Source organism: Pricia antarctica, from assembly GCF_900101815.1.
In the GTDB taxonomy this organism is placed as follows: Bacteria; Bacteroidota; Bacteroidia; order Flavobacteriales; family Flavobacteriaceae; genus Pricia; species Pricia antarctica.
Window position 1 is genome coordinate 177,485 of record NZ_FNAO01000001.1, and the last position, 16,173, is coordinate 193,657.

A 16,173-nucleotide genomic window follows, 5' to 3' on the forward strand; every position below is an offset into this window, starting at 1 on the left:
GGAAGCGGATGATTATTTGACGACCAATTGCAAGGTCTCTTTTCCGCGTTGTTCCAAAAGAATCTCATGTCCATTTTGCAGGGAGGTAATGGCCTTCTCGTCAAAATGACGGATGGTGTACAACGAGACCCCTTCTTCGCACACCACGTTGAAATGGCTTTTCAATAGCTGTAATAGTTCTTGCAACCTACCGAAACGGTTATCAACACAGACCGAAAAACTGATGGCGGAATTCTGGATCAGGTCGACCTTCATCTTGTGCTCGTGAAACAGTTTAAAAAGGGCACTGATACTATCTTCGACGATAAAAGAAAAATCCAAGGAGGATAGTTTCATCAATACCTGGTTCTTTTTCACAATGAAACACGGCACCTTGGGCTCTATTCCGACACCCTTGCCTACAGTTGTTCCAGCGTCTTTCGGATGGATGAATGATTTCACGTGCAACGGTATCTCCTTTTGCTGTAACGGCTGAAGGGTCTTTGGATGGATTACCGAGGCGCCGTAAAAGGCCAATTCAATGGCCTCGCGATACGATATATTATTCAGAAGTTGCGTTTCCTTAAAATATCTGGGATCGGCGTTCAATACGCCCGGCACATCCTTCCAAATGGTGACGGAATCGGCATTCAGGCAGTAGGCCAGAATAGCGGCGGTATAATCAGATCCTTCGCGGCCAAGCGTAGTGGTAAAATTGTTCTCGTCACTACCCAAGAAGCCCTGGGTGATATTGAGTTTCTTGGTATCGATTCCTTGGGACACCCTTTCTTGTGTTTTATCCCAATTTACGGACACATCGCGATAACTGTCATCCGTTTTTATAAAGTCGCGAACGTCTAGCCAATTATTGGTGATACCGATCTCGGTCAGATAGGCACTTATAATGGTGGTGGCCACCAACTCGCCATAGCCAACAACCTGATCGTACACAAAATTGTATTTAGGGGATTTGTTCCATGCCAAAAAACCCTGCACCTCATCGAAAAGACCTTTGACCCTTACATATATAGGATGGCCCGGATTTCCGAAAAGATCGGTCAGTATCGCATGGTGGTAATCGATTGTTTCCTGGAATACGGCCGGCAATTTCGCCTTATCCTCAAAATAGGTGTTTACAACGGCCTCCATAGCATTGGTGGTCTTGCCCATGGCCGAAACGACCAATAGCGTGTTTTCATGACCTGTGTGGCGCAAAACTTCTACTACGTTTTTTATGCCTTCCGCATCTTTGACCGATGCGCCCCCAAACTTGAAAATCCTCATAAAAAATCGTTTTTTTTTGTTCGACATCGCGAGCGAAGCGATGCAATTTGTTGAGCCTACTAGAAAGTTGGACAGATTGCTTTGCTGCGCTCTAAATTTGCTGCTTTTTTCAATCTTTCCGATTGGTGTTTTCCAAAAAATTCTTTATCCCCGCCTCATCCAACTGCACTACATCCCAATCACGCATAACGTTTGCGCCCTTGCTCTCGTAGAATTTAATGGCCGAATCGTTCCAGTCCAAGACTTCCCAACAGATGCGTTTTACTGCCAATTGATGGCCATATTTGACCACTTCTGCCAACAAGGCGCTACCGAGTCCGCTGCCGCGCATCCTCTTGGTAACGATAAGATCTTCGAGATGTATAACCGGGCCTTTCCAAGTAGAATATCGCTCATAGATCAAGGCCATACCCACAATTTCACCATCAGATTCGCCGATGAAGCAGTGAAATAATTTTCTAGCACCGAAACCATCCCTAATCAAATCATCGACAGTCACCTCAACCGCGTCTCCCTCTTTTTCATAGGTGGCCAATTCATGTACCAATCGTAAAACTTCGGGCATATCCCCTTCCTGTGAAGGTCGTATTGTAAATATCATAATTGTTACAAATAAAACACAAAGTTATAAATTTAAAAAATGAAAGCGGTGTAAAAGCTGAAAAGAGTAACAAAATAGCCGATATTTGTGTAAAGGCGAACATCAAAACGTATCGAATTCAGCCTTAACCAACGCTGCTTATGAAAAGGAAAAAAAATGTCACTCTAGGTGAATTCATTATCGAAAACCAAAGTTCATTTGCCTATTCCACTGGTGAACTATCTAAATTGATCAATGCCATCCGACTGGCCGCAAAAGTCGTAAATCATGAGGTCAACAAAGCGGGGCTGGTCGATATCATCGGTGATGTCGGAGAAACCAATATTCAGGGCGAAGAGCAGCAAAAACTTGATGTATTCGCGAATGACAAGTTCATTCAATCACTTAAGAACCGTGAAATTGTCTGTGGCATCGCATCCGAAGAATCCGAAGAATTTATTAGCATTAACAGCAACGACGAACGCAACCAAAATAAGTATGTGGTCTTGATCGATCCTCTTGATGGCTCTTCGAACATTGATGTCAACGTATCGGTAGGTACCATTTTTTCGGTGTATAGAAGGATAACCCCAGTGGGTACGCCCGTAACCCTGGAGGATTTTCTACAGCCCGGGAAAAATCAAGTCGCCGCAGGATATATCGTTTACGGCACCTCGACCATGTTAGTGTATACAACGGGCGCCGGTGTTAACGGATTTACATTGAACCCGGCCATAGGTACCTTTTACCTTTCGCATCCCGACATGCAATTTCCGGAAACGGGCACCATTTATTCGGTAAACGAGGGTCATTATATCCATTTTCACCAAGGCGTGAAAGACTATATCAAATACTGCCAAAAGGAAGAGGAAGACAGGCCCTACACCGCACGGTACATAGGTTCGCTGGTTTCGGATTTCCACAGGAACATGATTAAAGGGGGTATCTATATGTATCCTAAGAGTAGCGTTACCGAAGAGGGGAAACTACGCTTATTGTACGAATGCAATCCGATGGCCTTCTTAGCGGAACAGGCAAACGGACTGGCTATCGGTGGGCGTAGCCGTATTTTGGATGTCGTGCCCACCGAACTTCACCAACGCATTCCCTTTTTCGTCGGTAGTAGGAAAATGGTGGAGAAACTACAGGAGTTTTTGGATAAATACCATTGAGGTTAAAATTCCAAAAAAAATTAGGGATAATGCGGTATAGTATATGGCATAGCGCCCCTATTTTACCGATTACTGTTTAATGTAAACTGCACCTGATGACCGTCTCAAGTCACCGCTCACTTTTTAAGTAGATACAGATAATCATCGAAGTCGATCCGGCCGCTAAAAATAACGACCGACCGCTGAATGATATCATCGGCCTTATCGCTAGAAAAGCCCAGCCCGATGGCATATTTCTTCAACAGTACCATTTCTTCAATATCGATCTCATGGTCCGAAAAAATAATCCGGAACAGGTCGAACAGGCGTTCCAACCGCCTTTCGGCAGAATTGGGCGGATCGATGGGATATTTATTCTCCGTACGCATGACCTCTTCATATTCCGAATCGGTAATATCCAACTTGTTGGCAAAACTATCCAACATCTTTTTTTCCCTGTCACTTACTTCGCCATCGACCGACGCCAATGTAGCGATAGCCGCAAAATGGGCCAAATTTCTTCTATGCTCACCACTCGTATACAAATCCGAAAAACCCATATTTTAAATTTTTAAGAGAACAAATATAATTTTTTTAGAGGTCATATTTTGTCTTCACCGCAACTTTGTTTTCCAGTCAAATTCGTATTTTCACAAAGCTATGAAAAAACCACTTCTCGAATTTACTGGCAAGGGTATATATTGCAGTGCCGCCGATGTGTATTTAGACCCTTGGAAACCTGTAGATAAGGCTATTATCTCACACGGCCACGCCGATCACAGTCGATGGGGTCATAAGCACTACATCACCCATCATAGGAATGTGCCGATAATTTCACACCGTTTGGGAGATATCAATGTCACCGGAAAAGAATGGGACGAAACCTTCGCCATAAATAATGTGAAATTTTCTCTGCATCCGGCGGGGCATATCATCGCCTCTTCACAGATCAGGGTAGAACATAAAGGCGAAGTCTGGGTATTTACCGGGGATTATAAAACGGAGAATGACGGTATCTCAACTCCCTATGAGGTCGTGAAATGTCACACTTTCATTACCGAATGTACCTTCGGATTGCCCGCCTTCAAATGGACCCCACAAAAAGAAGTTTTCAAGGATATCAACCAATGGTGGGCCGAGAATCAGGCCGAAAATAAAACGTCTGTACTCTTTGGATATTCCTTGGGAAAAGCCCAACGGCTACTGAAATATTTGGATACGGATATTGGAAAAATTTACACGCACGGTGCCATTGAGAATATGACCGAGGTACTTCGGCCACTGGTCGACTTCCCTAAAACCACGCTCATTACCAAGGACACCAAGAAAGAGGAACTTTTGGGCAACGTTGTTCTTGCTCCGCCCAGTGCGCACGGTAGCCCGTGGATACGAAAAATGGTGCCCTATGTCACAGCGTCCGCAAGCGGATGGATGACGTTTCGCGGAGCCCGCCGCCGCCGCGCGATCGACAAAGGTTTCGTTTTGAGCGATCATTGCGATTGGGACGGACTGCTGGAAAGCATCAAAGCGACGGGCGCCGAAAAGATTATCTGCACCCATGGGTATTCGGATATTTTTTCGAGGTATTTGCGGGAACAGGGACATGATGCTCGAACGGAAGAGACCCAGTACGGGGAAGAAGAAGATGCAGGGTCTAAGAAAGATGAATTCGCTCCGGTGTTTTCTGAAGGCGAAGCAAAGTAATCGTCCTTGAGGGGTCGCACAATGAACATAATAAATAGCAGAAGCGGGTTCGACACATTGTCTGGCTTAAAAACGGACAGTCCGCGGTTTTTTTGACAAAGAATAAGGTCTAAAAATGATTAAACAGCGGGAGCGGGTTCGACAGATGGCCGCGCTATACTTGCAATGACCATGAGATGAAACATTTTGCACAACTTATAAAAGCGCTAGATAGCACCAATAAAACCAATATTAAGGTCCAGGCGCTGACGGATTATTTCAAAATTGCCGGTGATACCGATAAGGTGTGGACTATCGCCATTCTTTCGCACCGGCGCCCGCCAAGGCCCGTGAACACGACCCTGTTGCGCGAGTGGGCTTCTGAATTTTCTAATATTCCCCTGTGGCTTTTTGAAGAGAGCTATCACATTGTGGGCGATCTTGCCGAAACGATTGCACTGGTCATTCCTGCCGACCCGGCATCTACAGAAAAGAGTCTTACCCAGTTCTTGGAGGAAATGATCGCCCTCAAAAAAAAACCGGATGACGAGAAAAAAGCCTATCTCTACGAAAACTGGAAAGTGCTCGATTACTACGAACGTTTCGTTTTCACCAAGCTGATTACAGGCAGTTTCCGTATCGGGGTCAGCCAAAAGCTGATGACGCGCGCTTTGGCAAAGGCCACCGAAATCGATGAGGATATTTTGGCCTATAAACTGATGGGCAATTGGAACCCCGATACAATTTCCTTTCAGGATCTGATTTTGGAGGAAAACGAGAGCGATTATCTTTCCAAACCCTATCCTTTTTATTTGGCCTATGCCATCGAAGGCGAAGTAGATGATTTAGGGGATGTCAACGATTGGTCCGCAGAGCATAAATGGGACGGTATCCGCTCGCAGGTCATCCTTAGAAACGATGAAATCTTTGTCTGGAGCCGTGGGGAGGAGCTCGTAACTGACAAATATCCTGAATTTGATGCATTTATCGGTATTATCCCCAATGGCACGGTCATCGACGGCGAAATATTGCCTTATCCAAAAGGTGAAATCGGAACATTTAACGACCTGCAGAAACGAATCGGCAGAAAAACGGTCTCTAAAAATTTATTGGCAAAAGTTCCCGTGATTCTGAAAGCCTACGATTTGCTGGAATGGGAAGGGGAAGATATTCGGGAGATGGCATTTATCGAACGCAGGGAATTACTGCAAAAACTATTTTACTCGGTCACCGAGCCTTCCTCATCTGCTAGCAGGCGGAGCTCTACTAATGTCGAATCGGGTCCTACGATTACGTCTGAACCAAATCCAAGGCAGTCGGCCGGTCGGTCAGCTAGTGACCTTGTATCGAGCCGACAGGCCAGGAACGCAGACATAGTCGAGAATCTTAGTCCGAGCGCAGCCGAGATACCCCTTCACCTCTCCGAAACCGTACATTTTACCTCGTGGGAAGAAGCTGTCAAAGAGCGTGAACGCTCACGGGAAGTCCACAGCGAGGGCCTAATGCTAAAGCGCAAGGACTCTCCCTATCTCGTCGGACGTAAAAAAGGCGACTGGTGGAAATGGAAGGTCGAACCCCTGACCATCGACGCCGTGCTCACCTATGCCATGCGCGGACATGGAAGGCGCAGCAACCTGTTCACAGATTACACCTTCGCCCTTTGGGATGAAAAGGAAGACGGCGAAAAGGAATTGGTCACCTTCGCCAAGGCGTACTCCGGACTTACCGATGCCGAATTCCGAAAAGTGGACAATTGGATCAAGAAGAATACCTTGGAACGTTTTGGGCCGGTACGGTCGGTGACCCCTCATCATGTGTTCGAAATCGCCTTTGAAGGCATTGCGCTATCGAAACGGCATAAAAGTGGCGTGGCCACAAGGTTTCCAAGAATACTGAGATGGCGTCAGGATAAAAAAATCGAGGAGGCCAATACGCTTTCGGATCTTAAGGATTTGATTGTTTGAAAGTGGTGACAAAGGGAAAATAGGTAATGGCCAAATGATGCAATGGTTCCTTTCTCTAGCAAGGGAAGTAGCCAAAATTATTTATGAACAGAGACGAACTTTACAAAATAGCCGAAGCTTGGTTCCAGCAGCAAGACTGGAAACCTTTCAAGTTCCAAAAAGACACTTGGAAGGCCTTTTTGCAGGGTAAGCATGGGCTGCTGAATGCGCCCACTGGCAGCGGTAAGACCTATGCGCTGTGGTTTCCGATTGTGTTGAACTACATAAAGAACAATCCCGGGTACAAAACCAATTATCAAAAAGGACTGAAGGCAGTCTGGATTACGCCACTACGCGCCTTGTCCCAAGAAATCCGACAATCCGCTGAAAGGGTCACGGCCGATCTGGGCACCCAGATGACCGTGGGTATCCGAACGGGGGACACATCGACAAAAGAAAGGACGCGAATGAAAAAACAGATGCCCGACCTGTTGATTACCACGCCCGAAAGTCTACAATTATTGCTGGCATCAAAAGGCTACGATAAAGTTTTCAAGCACTGCTCCGCCATTGTGGTCGACGAATGGCACGAGCTTTTGGGCACCAAGCGCGGGGTGCAGATGGAATTGGCATTATCCCGGATAAAAACGGTTTCCAAAGACCTTCGTATTTGGGGAATTTCCGCCACTATCGGCAATCTAGAACAGGCTCGGGAAGTGCTTTTAGGGCCCGACACCCTAGCCTTTGAAAATTCAGTATTGATCAAGGCAAACCTCAAGAAAAAAATTACGGTCCGGAGTATTATTCCCGAAAAAATGGAAACCTTCCCGTGGCGGGGGCATTTGGGATTGCATTTACTGGAATATGTAGTCCCGATAATCAATACTAGCAAAACGACCCTGCTGTTTACGAACACTCGCAGCCAATGCGAGATATGGTTTCAGAAAATCTTGGAAAAACATCCGGAATACGCCGGCGATATCGCCATGCACCACGGTAGTATCAATAAAGAGACCCGCAATTGGGTGGAACAGGCCATTAGAAACGAAAGTCTCAAAGCAGTGGTCTGTACCTCTAGTCTGGATTTAGGCGTCGATTTTGCCCCCGTGGAAACCGTCGTGCAAATCGGCGGTCCGAAGGGGGTGGCCCGATTTTTACAACGCGCAGGGCGAAGCGGGCATCAACCGGGCAAGGAAAGTGTTATCCATTTTCTACCTACCCATGCCATGGAACTTATCGAGGCATCCGCCTTGCAAAAAGCGGTCACGCACAACACGGTAGAAGATAGACTACCGTATCTCAACAGTTTCGACGTACTGCTACAATACCTGACCACGCTCGCCGTTTCAGACGGGTTTTATCCCAAAGACATCTTACCGGAAATCAGACAGACCTTCTGCTATCAGGCCATTTCAGAAAATCAATGGCAATGGTTGCTCAACTTCTTGGTCATGGGTAGCCAAAGCCTGCAGACCTATGATGAATACAAAAAAATAGAGGTCGAAGACGACGGCAGATTCAAGGTCAACAACCGTGGTATCGCCATGCGGCATAGGTTTCAGATAGGAACCATCGTAGGAAATGCCCACCTTTCAGTCAAATATCAAAGTGGTGGGTATATCGGCTCCATCGAAGAGTTTTTCATTTCAAAATTGAACCGGGGCGATGTGTTCACCTTTGCGGGAAGAAATCTGGAATTCATCCGTATCAAAGACATGCAGGTACATGTAAAGAATTCCAAAAAGAAGACACGTAGAGTGCCGAGTTGGGCCGGTGGCCGCATGACGCTTTCCGCCCAGATGTCGGAACTCTTACGGAACGAATTATACACGGCCAATCAGGCTACAGCAGGGCAATCCAAAGAAATCAAGTCCCTGAACGATTTGTTCAAAAGGCAGCGACGAGAAAGTATTGTGCCCAATACGGACGAATTTCTGATAGAAACTTTTAAGACCCGCGACGGCCACCATCATATCTTTTATCCGTTCGAAGGCCGTTTTGTACATGAGGCTATGGGCAGTTTGCTGGGCTATCGCATCAGTCTGCTTTCACCGATCACCTTTTCATTGGCCTTTAACGATTATGGTTTCGAATTGCTTTCCGACCAAATAATCGATATCCAACAGGTCATCGACAACAATCTATTCTCTACCGACTACATGTCAGATGACCTGTACAAAAGTCTAAACGCAACCGAAATGGCCCGCAGAAAGTTCCGTGACATTGCGGTCATCAGCGGCATGGTCTTTACCGGCTACCCCAATAAAGGGATTAAAATGAAGCACCTACAAAGCAACTCGCAACTACTATTCGATGTTTTTCGGGATTATGAACCTGACAACCTACTCTATCAACAGGCGTTTCGCGAAACTTTTGAACATCAACTCGAAGAGGGTCGTTTACGATTGGCACTCGAACGTATCGCCACGCAGGAAATCGTTTGGAAACCCTGTGAAAAACCGACGCCCTTTTCCTTTCCGTTGATTACAGACCGTATGAGCCGTGAAAAACTTTCGAGCGAAAAACTGGAAGATCGGATCAAAAAGATGGCGGCGATTTTGATGCGAAAATGAAGTTCCTACCCGATAACATGGTCCCAATAAAAAACGTCTGGTTTTTGTGATTTCATTTCCCCCTTACTCCCGAAACTTCTGGATTACAATTTTGAACCGCTGCTAAAGCAATGCATAAAAATTTTGCTTTGGCAAGGCAATAAAAAGTTTCCCAAAATTTCCGAATTTCTAAATGGTATGAGTATAGTACCTTTGACATCCATGAATACCCAATCCATAGAGATAAAAAACAAGAAGTTCATCATGCATCCTTCGGGCGTGCTGTTTTGGGATGAAAAATCAATACTTCTTATCAGTGACGTTCACTTGGGCAAGGTTTCCCATTTCCGGAAGTTCGGAGCTGCCGTTCCCCAAAAAGCGATTTATAAAAATTTTGATCTACTGGGTGAAGCCATTGCCTTCTTCAAACCGGAATACCTGATTTTTATGGGTGACCTATTTCATTCTTCCCTAAATAAGGAATGGCAGTTGTTCGAAAAGTGGACTGTCACGGTCGATTCCAACATCATTTTAGTGGTCGGAAACCATGATATAATTTCTCCTCTTAACTATGAAGATCTGGGAATTCAGGTAGTGTCCGAAATTCAATTGGATGGATTTTTGTTGACCCACCACCCCGAAGAAAGAGATGGTTTTTTCAATTTTTGCGGTCATGTGCATCCCTCTATTAGAATGGTTGGGTTGGGTAGACAATCCGCACGCCTCCGCTGTTTTTTTAAAACGGAAAACCAGCTCTTACTTCCGGCCTTCGGAGAATTTACCGGGTCGCACGCTCTCAAGCCGGTGGAAGGTTGTGAAGTTTTTGCACTTTTAGGCGACATGGTACTTCCTGTGCCTTTTAAAGAGAAAGAACCTAGGGGGCCGCTTTTGTAAATAGTTCAATTTTGATGCGAATGGTATCCTCTTAAATTTTTATAATCCTTAATTTTACAGAAAAGCAAATATGAAAAAGAGATTTGCCCTTTTGAACCTTCTTTCGGTGGTTTTGGTCATTGCGGTCAACTATGTCTCACAGGCCATCCGCATCAACGAAACTACGATTGGCGAGGTTAGCAACAAATACTTTAACCTTTTCACTCCGGCAGCATACGCCTTCGCTATTTGGGGACTCATATTTCTGGTATTGTTGGCCTACGGTATATTTCAGGTACGCCGAGCCTACTTCAGCGACAAACAAAGCGATTTTATCGAACAGACCGGCTACTGGTTTTTGGTCGCCAACCTATTGAACTGCGCATGGGTATTCGCTTTCGCCTATGAATATACAGGACTTTCCGTTTTGATCATGCTGGGAATTCTAGGTTCGTTGATCAAGATTATCTTGAACACCAATATGGAACGATGGGACGCCCCAATCGGAATCATTGCATTCGTTTGGTGGCCGATTTGCCTATACAGCGGGTGGATTGCTGTAGCGACAATCGCCAATATTTCGGCCTATCTATCCAAATTGGGATGGGACGGCGGTTTTCTTTCGGAGTCCGCTTGGACGATAGTTATGATTCTAATTGCGACAGCTTTGAACCTCGTCATGATTAAAACACGTAATATGCGCGAGTTTGCAGCAGTCGGGGTTTGGGCGCTGTTCGCGATTTACATTCGTCATAAAGGTGATATGGAAACCATTGCCTATACGGCCTTGGCCGGAAGTATCGTACTCTTACTTGCAATAGCTATTCATGGCTATCAAAATCGTAAAACCAACCCCGCTTTTAAGCTTATGGAAAGACTTCGGGATAATTAGCGATTGTGCCGGGTAGCATCTCGTTCAAGCTTTGAACATGCGTAATGACAGGCTAGATTAACAACTTTAGGCAACCTTGAATTTAACCCCTCCATTGAGATTGCGCACTGGCACCTAAACTTAAACCATGCTTTTCACATCGTTGGCCCAAGACGGATAAGTGAAAATGGTTCGTTTGATGTCTCCCGCAGTCATTTTATTGTTGATTGCCATAGTGAACAGATTAATGGTTTCCGCTGCTTCCGGGCCTATGATATGGGCGCCGACAATCTCTTCGGTACGCTCGTTCAATAGAATTTTATAGGCATAAACCGGGGCATTAATCCGTTTGGCGTTGAACCAATCGGGTACGGAACCTTGTTTTACGACGACATTTTTATAGCGGTCTCTGGCTTCTTCCTCAGAGTACCCGACACTTGCAAGATTCGGCAGCGTAAATACTACGGAGGGAATGACTGGTGTATCCAATTTCTTTTTATTCCCTTTGACAATATTTTCGCCGACCACATAACCTTGGCGCCCTGATAAGGGGGTCAAGGGAACATCATGGTCGCTCACATCGCCACAGGCATACACATTCGGGTTAGATTTACTCTGTAGATAGGCATCCGTCTCTATTCCCTTTTCGTCGAATGCCACGTTACCGCTTTCCAAATCCAGATCGGAAATCGAAGGAATCCTTCCCGCGGTATTGAACATCATATGCGCTTTTACGGATTCTGTCTTGCTTCCCTTTTTATAGGATATTTTATATTTCTTTTTGGTCTTTTTAATGGATTTGACATCCGCCTTAAAAATAAATTCGATACCCAGCCTTTTTGAGTAATCCGTAAGTTCCTTGACCAGCTCCGCATCGAAAGGTCCCAACGGCCGATCTTCAAAGTCGACAATCGTCACTTTAGAACCGCTACGGGCGGCCATATGGGCGAATTCCATCCCTATATATCCAGCACCTATAAATATGATGCTTTTCGGCAACTTTTTGAGGTTCAGAAAATCGTCGCTCTCTTTTAACAGTTTAGCCCCATCAAACGGCAATTTTCTTGGTTCGTAACCGGTCGCTATAACAATTTTATCGGCATGAACCGTCTTGCCTTCTACGGACAAGGTATTTTCCTCCAAAAATTTAGGGGATTGATGGTACAGTTTTATCCCCAATTTTCCCAAATTCTCTTCTGTTTTTTTGGGAACCGCACTGGTAAATTTCCTTTTGAACTTTTGTAGCTTTTTCCATTTAATCTTGGGCATCTTTTTGAGGCCCTTGCCTTGCAAGTTTTTGGTCATCTCCCAAGCCTCCGTTGCGCCCAGCAATACTTTTTTGGGATCACAGCCGCGATTGGCGCAGGTACCCCCATATTCCCGACGATCGGCGATGGCGACCTTGAGTCCCGCTGCCACACAGGCTTTCGCCACGGTCTGACCCGCGATTCCGCTGCCGATTACGAAAACATCTAAATTCTTGCCTACGGTATTCTCTTTCTTTGCCATGGTGTATTATTTGAAACGTCTTTCTTGTTACATCGCCATCCCATATTATGCGCTGCCGTTGTTAACGGATTTCCAATGACACAAGATGAGAAAATTTTTAGGATAATGGGTAATCCAAATTGGATAAAAATGGATGCAATGCATCAATAACATTTCGCCAGCTATTAGTATCTTTGCACTTTCAAAAAAATAAGGTTGACCTATTCTTCGATCACCCAATTGTTCGCACAGTCTCCGCAAAGCCGGAAACTGCGGGAGGCTATTGCCACATCTGTACCGCTGAGCGGTTCCACTAAGCCAAGTCTAAGTGCAGTCGAAGCCCCTGTTAAAATAAGCATTACCGGCCTTGTAGGTTCATCGCTGTCATTCGTTATTTCGGATGCGTTTCAGCACTCGGATTCGCCCTTCCTTCTAATTTTCAATGACAAGGAAGAAGCCGCCTACTATCTCAACGACCTGGAGCAGTTGATCGGCGAAAAGGATGTGCTGTTCTATCCCGGAAGCTATCGCAGGCCCTACCAGATCGAGGAGACCGACAATGCCAACGTGCTGCTGCGCGCCGAGGTGCTGAACCGCATCAATTCCCGAAAAAAACCGGCGGTAATCGTTACTTATCCCGATGCGCTTTTCGAAAAGGTAGTCACGCGAAAGGAACTGGACAAAAACACCCTGAAAATAAAATTGGACGATTCCCTCTCCCTGGATTTTCTGAACGAGGTGCTTTTCGAATACCAGTTCAAACGGGTCGATTTTGTGACCGAACCGGGGGAGTTTTCCGTCCGCGGGGGTATTGTAGACGTATTTTCATTTTCTAATGACGCGCCCTATCGTATCGAGTTTTTCGGGGATGAAGTGGAAAGTATCCGCACCTTTGACGTCGAGACCCAACTTTCTACGGAAAAGATCAAAAAAATTACCGTTATTCCCAATGTGGCGGATAAACTAATCCAAGAAAAAAGGGAAAGTTTCTTACAGTACATATCCTCTGAAACTATAGTTTTCGCCAAGAATTCCGACTTTATTTTTAATCGTTTGGATGATTTCTACACAAAGGCCATAGAAGCTTTCAGAAAACTATCCGAAGACATCAAACACGCAGAACCCGAGGAACTGTTTATGAATTCCGAGGGTTTTAGGATGCAATTGGAAGGGTTTGGGTTCATCACTATAGGGAACTCGGCTAGCCAAGATATTTCGAAGGAGCCTGTACGGAGTACATCAAAAGTGCCCGAAGCAACCAACAAGGTCACATCGAGCGCAGTCGAGATGCAACCAACGACTATACCTTTCAACACCAAACCCCAACCTTCCTTCAATAAAAAATTCGACCTGCTAATCGAAAACCTCAACGGACACAAAGACCAGGGCTACACCAATTATATCTTTTGCGCCAGTGAAACACAGGCCAAACGCTTTCAGGCCATTTTTGAGGATGCGAACCAGCATGTACACTACCAGACCATCGTTTTTCCATTATACCAAGGCTTTATAGACGATGATTTGAAAATTGTCTGTTATACGGATCACCAGATTTTCGAGCGGTATCATAGGTTCCACCTGAAAAACGGATACGCCAAAAAGCAGGCCATCACGCTCAAGGAACTCAACAAACTCGAGATCGGCGATTACGTGACCCATATCGACCACGGTATCGGGAAGTTCGGGGGACTGCAAAAAATCGATGTAGAGGGCAAAAAGCAGGAAGCTATAAAGCTCATGTACGGCGAGCGCGATATTCTCTATGTAAGCATCCATTCCCTGCATAAAATCTCAAAGTTCAACGGCAAGGACGGGGCACAGCCGAAAATCTACAAACTAGGTTCCGCCGCTTGGAAAAAACTAAAGCAAAAAACCAAGACCCGTGTCAAGAAAATAGCTTTCGACCTTATCAAGGTATATGCGAAACGTCGTTTGGACAAAGGATTTCAATACGGTCCCGATAGTTATTTACAAGACGAGCTGGAGGCTTCGTTCATCTATGAAGATACGCCCGACCAGGGCAAGGCCACCGAAGACGTAAAACGGGATATGGAAAGTGAACGCCCGATGGACCGTCTCATCTGTGGCGACGTCGGCTTCGGAAAAACGGAGGTTGCCATCCGCGCCGCGTTCAAGGCGATAGATAATGGCAAACAGGTCGCGGTATTGGTACCGACAACTATCTTGGCCTTTCAACACGACCGGACCTTCAAGGAACGCTTGTCCGATATGCCGGTAACCGTAGATTACCTTAACCGTTTCCGCACCACCAAAGAGCGTCGGGAAACCTTAGAAAATCTAGCTGCCGGAAAAGTCGATATCATCATCGGTACCCATCAGCTGGTCAACAAAAAAGTAAAGTTCAAAGATCTTGGACTCCTCATTGTGGACGAGGAACAAAAGTTCGGCGTTTCAGTAAAAGACAAACTAAAAGCCATCAAGGAAAATGTTGACGTGCTGACCCTGACGGCCACGCCCATTCCGAGAACCTTACAGTTCAGTTTGATGGCGGCTAGGGATCTGTCCGTCATCAATACCCCCCCCCCGAACCGGTATCCCATCGAGAGCCGGGTCATTGGATTCTCCGAAGAAACTATCCGCGATGCCATCAGCTATGAGATCCAGCGCGGCGGGCAGGTGTTCTTTATCCACAACCGCATCGAGAACATCAAGGAAGTTGCCGGAATGATCCAGCGCCTAGTACCCGATGCCAAAGTCGGTATCGGCCACGGACAGATGGAAGGCAAAAAGCTCGAAAGCCTTATGCTCAGCTTTATGAACGGGCAATTTGACGTGCTTGTTTCTACCACCATCGTTGAAAGCGGACTCGACGTCACCAATGCCAACACTATTTTTATCAACAACGCCAACAATTTCGGACTCAGCGACCTGCACCAAATGCGCGGCCGTGTAGGGCGTAGCAATAAAAAGGCTTTTTGCTATTTTATCACTCCCCCGTACGACGTAATGACCGCCGATGCCCGAAAGCGTATCGAGGCCCTAGAACAGTTCACCGAACTTGGTAGCGGATTCAATATAGCCATGAAAGATCTCGAAATCCGCGGTGCGGGTGATCTGCTCGGTGGCGAACAGAGCGGGTTTATCAACGAGATCGGGTTCGAGACCTACCAAAAAATACTGTCCGAAGCCATCGACGAACTCAAGGAAAACGAATTCAAGGAACTCTACGACGAAGTCGAGGGACACCACGAAAAAATCTTTGTAAAGGAAACCCAAATCGATTCCGATTTCGAACTCCTCTTTCCCGACGATTATATCAACAACATCACCGAACGCCTAAATCTCTACACGGAACTCAACCAGGTCAAGGATGAGGAAGGGCTACAAAAATACGAGGCAGAACTTATCGACCGTTTCGGCGAATTACCCTCTCAGGCCGAAGACCTGTTGAACTCCGTCCGTATCAAATGGATCGCCAACGGTATCGGCCTCGAAAAAATCGTAATGAAAAAAGGCAAGATGATCGGATATTTTATCGCCGACCAGCAATCCGGCTTTTATCAGACAGCTACGTTTACCAAATTGCTACAGTTCGTACAGTCGCATGCGCAACTTTGTAAAATCAAGGAAAAGCAGACCCGGAATGGGCTACGGTTGTTATTGGTTTTTGAAGGGGTTACGAGTATGGAAAGAGCATTAAAAGCACTCGCCCCATTCGAAACACATACCCCGGTAGATGCATCAACGTCATAATAGAAATACCGGAACAGAGGCTGCCAACAGTACATCCATTTTCAATCGTCACTTT

The 16,173-nt window shown here is 45.9% G+C and carries 11 protein-coding genes; 7 read left to right on the forward strand and 4 right to left on the reverse strand.

From position 1 onward, the window contains the following. Nucleotides 1-12: 12 nt before the first annotated feature. Together BLT07_RS00735 and BLT07_RS00740 are read right to left on the reverse strand one after the other, a co-directional pair. Complete coding sequence (locus BLT07_RS00735; RefSeq protein ID WP_091865556.1) at nucleotides 13-1,263, reverse strand: aspartate kinase; 1,251 nt, start codon at nucleotides 1,261-1,263, stop codon at nucleotides 13-15. 109 nt (nucleotides 1,264-1,372) lie between these two features. Further along, a complete protein-coding gene (locus BLT07_RS00740) occupies nucleotides 1,373-1,864 on the reverse strand; it encodes a GNAT family N-acetyltransferase (RefSeq protein ID WP_091864746.1) in 492 nt (163 codons plus the stop codon). A gap of 140 nt (nucleotides 1,865-2,004) precedes the next feature. Between BLT07_RS00740 and fbp the strand changes: the two genes are divergently transcribed. Further along, nucleotides 2,005-3,015: a class 1 fructose-bisphosphatase gene (gene fbp / locus BLT07_RS00745; protein WP_091864748.1), complete on the forward strand. Its 1,011-nt coding sequence runs from the start codon at nucleotides 2,005-2,007 to the stop codon at nucleotides 3,013-3,015. Between the two features lie 116 nt (nucleotides 3,016-3,131). On the opposite strand, the gene BLT07_RS00750 is transcribed toward fbp, so the two are convergent. Then, nucleotides 3,132-3,554: a tellurite resistance TerB family protein gene (locus BLT07_RS00750; RefSeq protein ID WP_091864750.1), complete on the reverse strand. Its 423-nt coding sequence runs from the start codon at nucleotides 3,552-3,554 to the stop codon at nucleotides 3,132-3,134. Between the two features lie 100 nt (nucleotides 3,555-3,654). Between BLT07_RS00750 and BLT07_RS00755 the strand changes: the two genes are divergently transcribed. The 5 genes from BLT07_RS00755 to BLT07_RS00780 all read left to right on the forward strand — a co-directional run bounded on the left by BLT07_RS00755 (nucleotide 3,655) and on the right by BLT07_RS00780 (nucleotide 10,937). Next, nucleotides 3,655-4,698: a ligase-associated DNA damage response exonuclease gene (locus tag BLT07_RS00755; protein ID WP_091864752.1), complete on the forward strand. Its 1,044-nt coding sequence runs from the start codon at nucleotides 3,655-3,657 to the stop codon at nucleotides 4,696-4,698. A 176-nt stretch (nucleotides 4,699-4,874) separates the two neighbouring features. Then, on the forward strand, nucleotides 4,875-6,641 hold the full coding sequence (locus BLT07_RS21265; RefSeq protein WP_245726413.1) for an ATP-dependent DNA ligase: 1,767 nt from the start codon (nucleotides 4,875-4,877) through the stop codon (nucleotides 6,639-6,641). An 83-nt stretch (nucleotides 6,642-6,724) separates the two neighbouring features. Beyond that, nucleotides 6,725-9,193, forward strand: coding sequence for a ligase-associated DNA damage response DEXH box helicase (locus BLT07_RS00770; protein WP_091864754.1), 2,469 nt, complete (start codon nucleotides 6,725-6,727; stop codon nucleotides 9,191-9,193). 177 nt (nucleotides 9,194-9,370) lie between these two features. Then, entirely contained in the window at nucleotides 9,371-10,066 is a 696-nt protein-coding gene (gene pdeM / locus BLT07_RS00775) for a ligase-associated DNA damage response endonuclease PdeM (protein ID WP_245726414.1), read from the forward strand. 70 nt (nucleotides 10,067-10,136) lie between these two features. Continuing rightward, on the forward strand, nucleotides 10,137-10,937 hold the full coding sequence (locus tag BLT07_RS00780; RefSeq protein WP_091864756.1) for a hypothetical protein: 801 nt from the start codon (nucleotides 10,137-10,139) through the stop codon (nucleotides 10,935-10,937). Between the two features lie 120 nt (nucleotides 10,938-11,057). Here BLT07_RS00780 and BLT07_RS00785 read toward each other — a convergent pair whose 3' ends face one another. Further along, nucleotides 11,058-12,425: a dihydrolipoyl dehydrogenase family protein gene (locus tag BLT07_RS00785; protein ID WP_091864758.1), complete on the reverse strand. Its 1,368-nt coding sequence runs from the start codon at nucleotides 12,423-12,425 to the stop codon at nucleotides 11,058-11,060. A 195-nt stretch (nucleotides 12,426-12,620) separates the two neighbouring features. Here BLT07_RS00785 and mfd point away from each other — a divergent pair, with 195 nt between their 5' ends. Next, nucleotides 12,621-16,118, forward strand: a complete 3,498-nt coding sequence (gene mfd / locus BLT07_RS00790) for a transcription-repair coupling factor (RefSeq protein ID WP_091864760.1) — start codon at nucleotides 12,621-12,623, stop codon at nucleotides 16,116-16,118. Nucleotides 16,119-16,173: the final 55 nt, after the last annotated feature.

What these genes read in the sequence shown, in the direction of transcription:
- BLT07_RS00735 (WP_091865556.1), bottom strand. Translation starts at nt 1,263, where the DNA reads ATGAGGATTTTCAAGTTTGGGGGCGCATCGGTCAAAGATGCGGAAGGC.
- BLT07_RS00740 (WP_091864746.1), bottom strand. Translation starts at nt 1,864, where the DNA reads ATGATATTTACAATACGACCTTCACAGGAAGGGGATATGCCCGAAGTT.
- fbp (WP_091864748.1), top strand. Translation starts at nt 2,005, where the DNA reads ATGAAAAGGAAAAAAAATGTCACTCTAGGTGAATTCATTATCGAAAAC.
- BLT07_RS00750 (WP_091864750.1), bottom strand. Translation starts at nt 3,554, where the DNA reads ATGGGTTTTTCGGATTTGTATACGAGTGGTGAGCATAGAAGAAATTTG.
- BLT07_RS00755 (WP_091864752.1), top strand. Translation starts at nt 3,655, where the DNA reads ATGAAAAAACCACTTCTCGAATTTACTGGCAAGGGTATATATTGCAGT.
- BLT07_RS21265 (WP_245726413.1), top strand. Translation starts at nt 4,875, where the DNA reads ATGAAACATTTTGCACAACTTATAAAAGCGCTAGATAGCACCAATAAA.
- BLT07_RS00770 (WP_091864754.1), top strand. Translation starts at nt 6,725, where the DNA reads ATGAACAGAGACGAACTTTACAAAATAGCCGAAGCTTGGTTCCAGCAG.
- pdeM (WP_245726414.1), top strand. Translation starts at nt 9,371, where the DNA reads ATGAGTATAGTACCTTTGACATCCATGAATACCCAATCCATAGAGATA.
- BLT07_RS00780 (WP_091864756.1), top strand. Translation starts at nt 10,137, where the DNA reads ATGAAAAAGAGATTTGCCCTTTTGAACCTTCTTTCGGTGGTTTTGGTC.
- BLT07_RS00785 (WP_091864758.1), bottom strand. Translation starts at nt 12,425, where the DNA reads ATGGCAAAGAAAGAGAATACCGTAGGCAAGAATTTAGATGTTTTCGTA.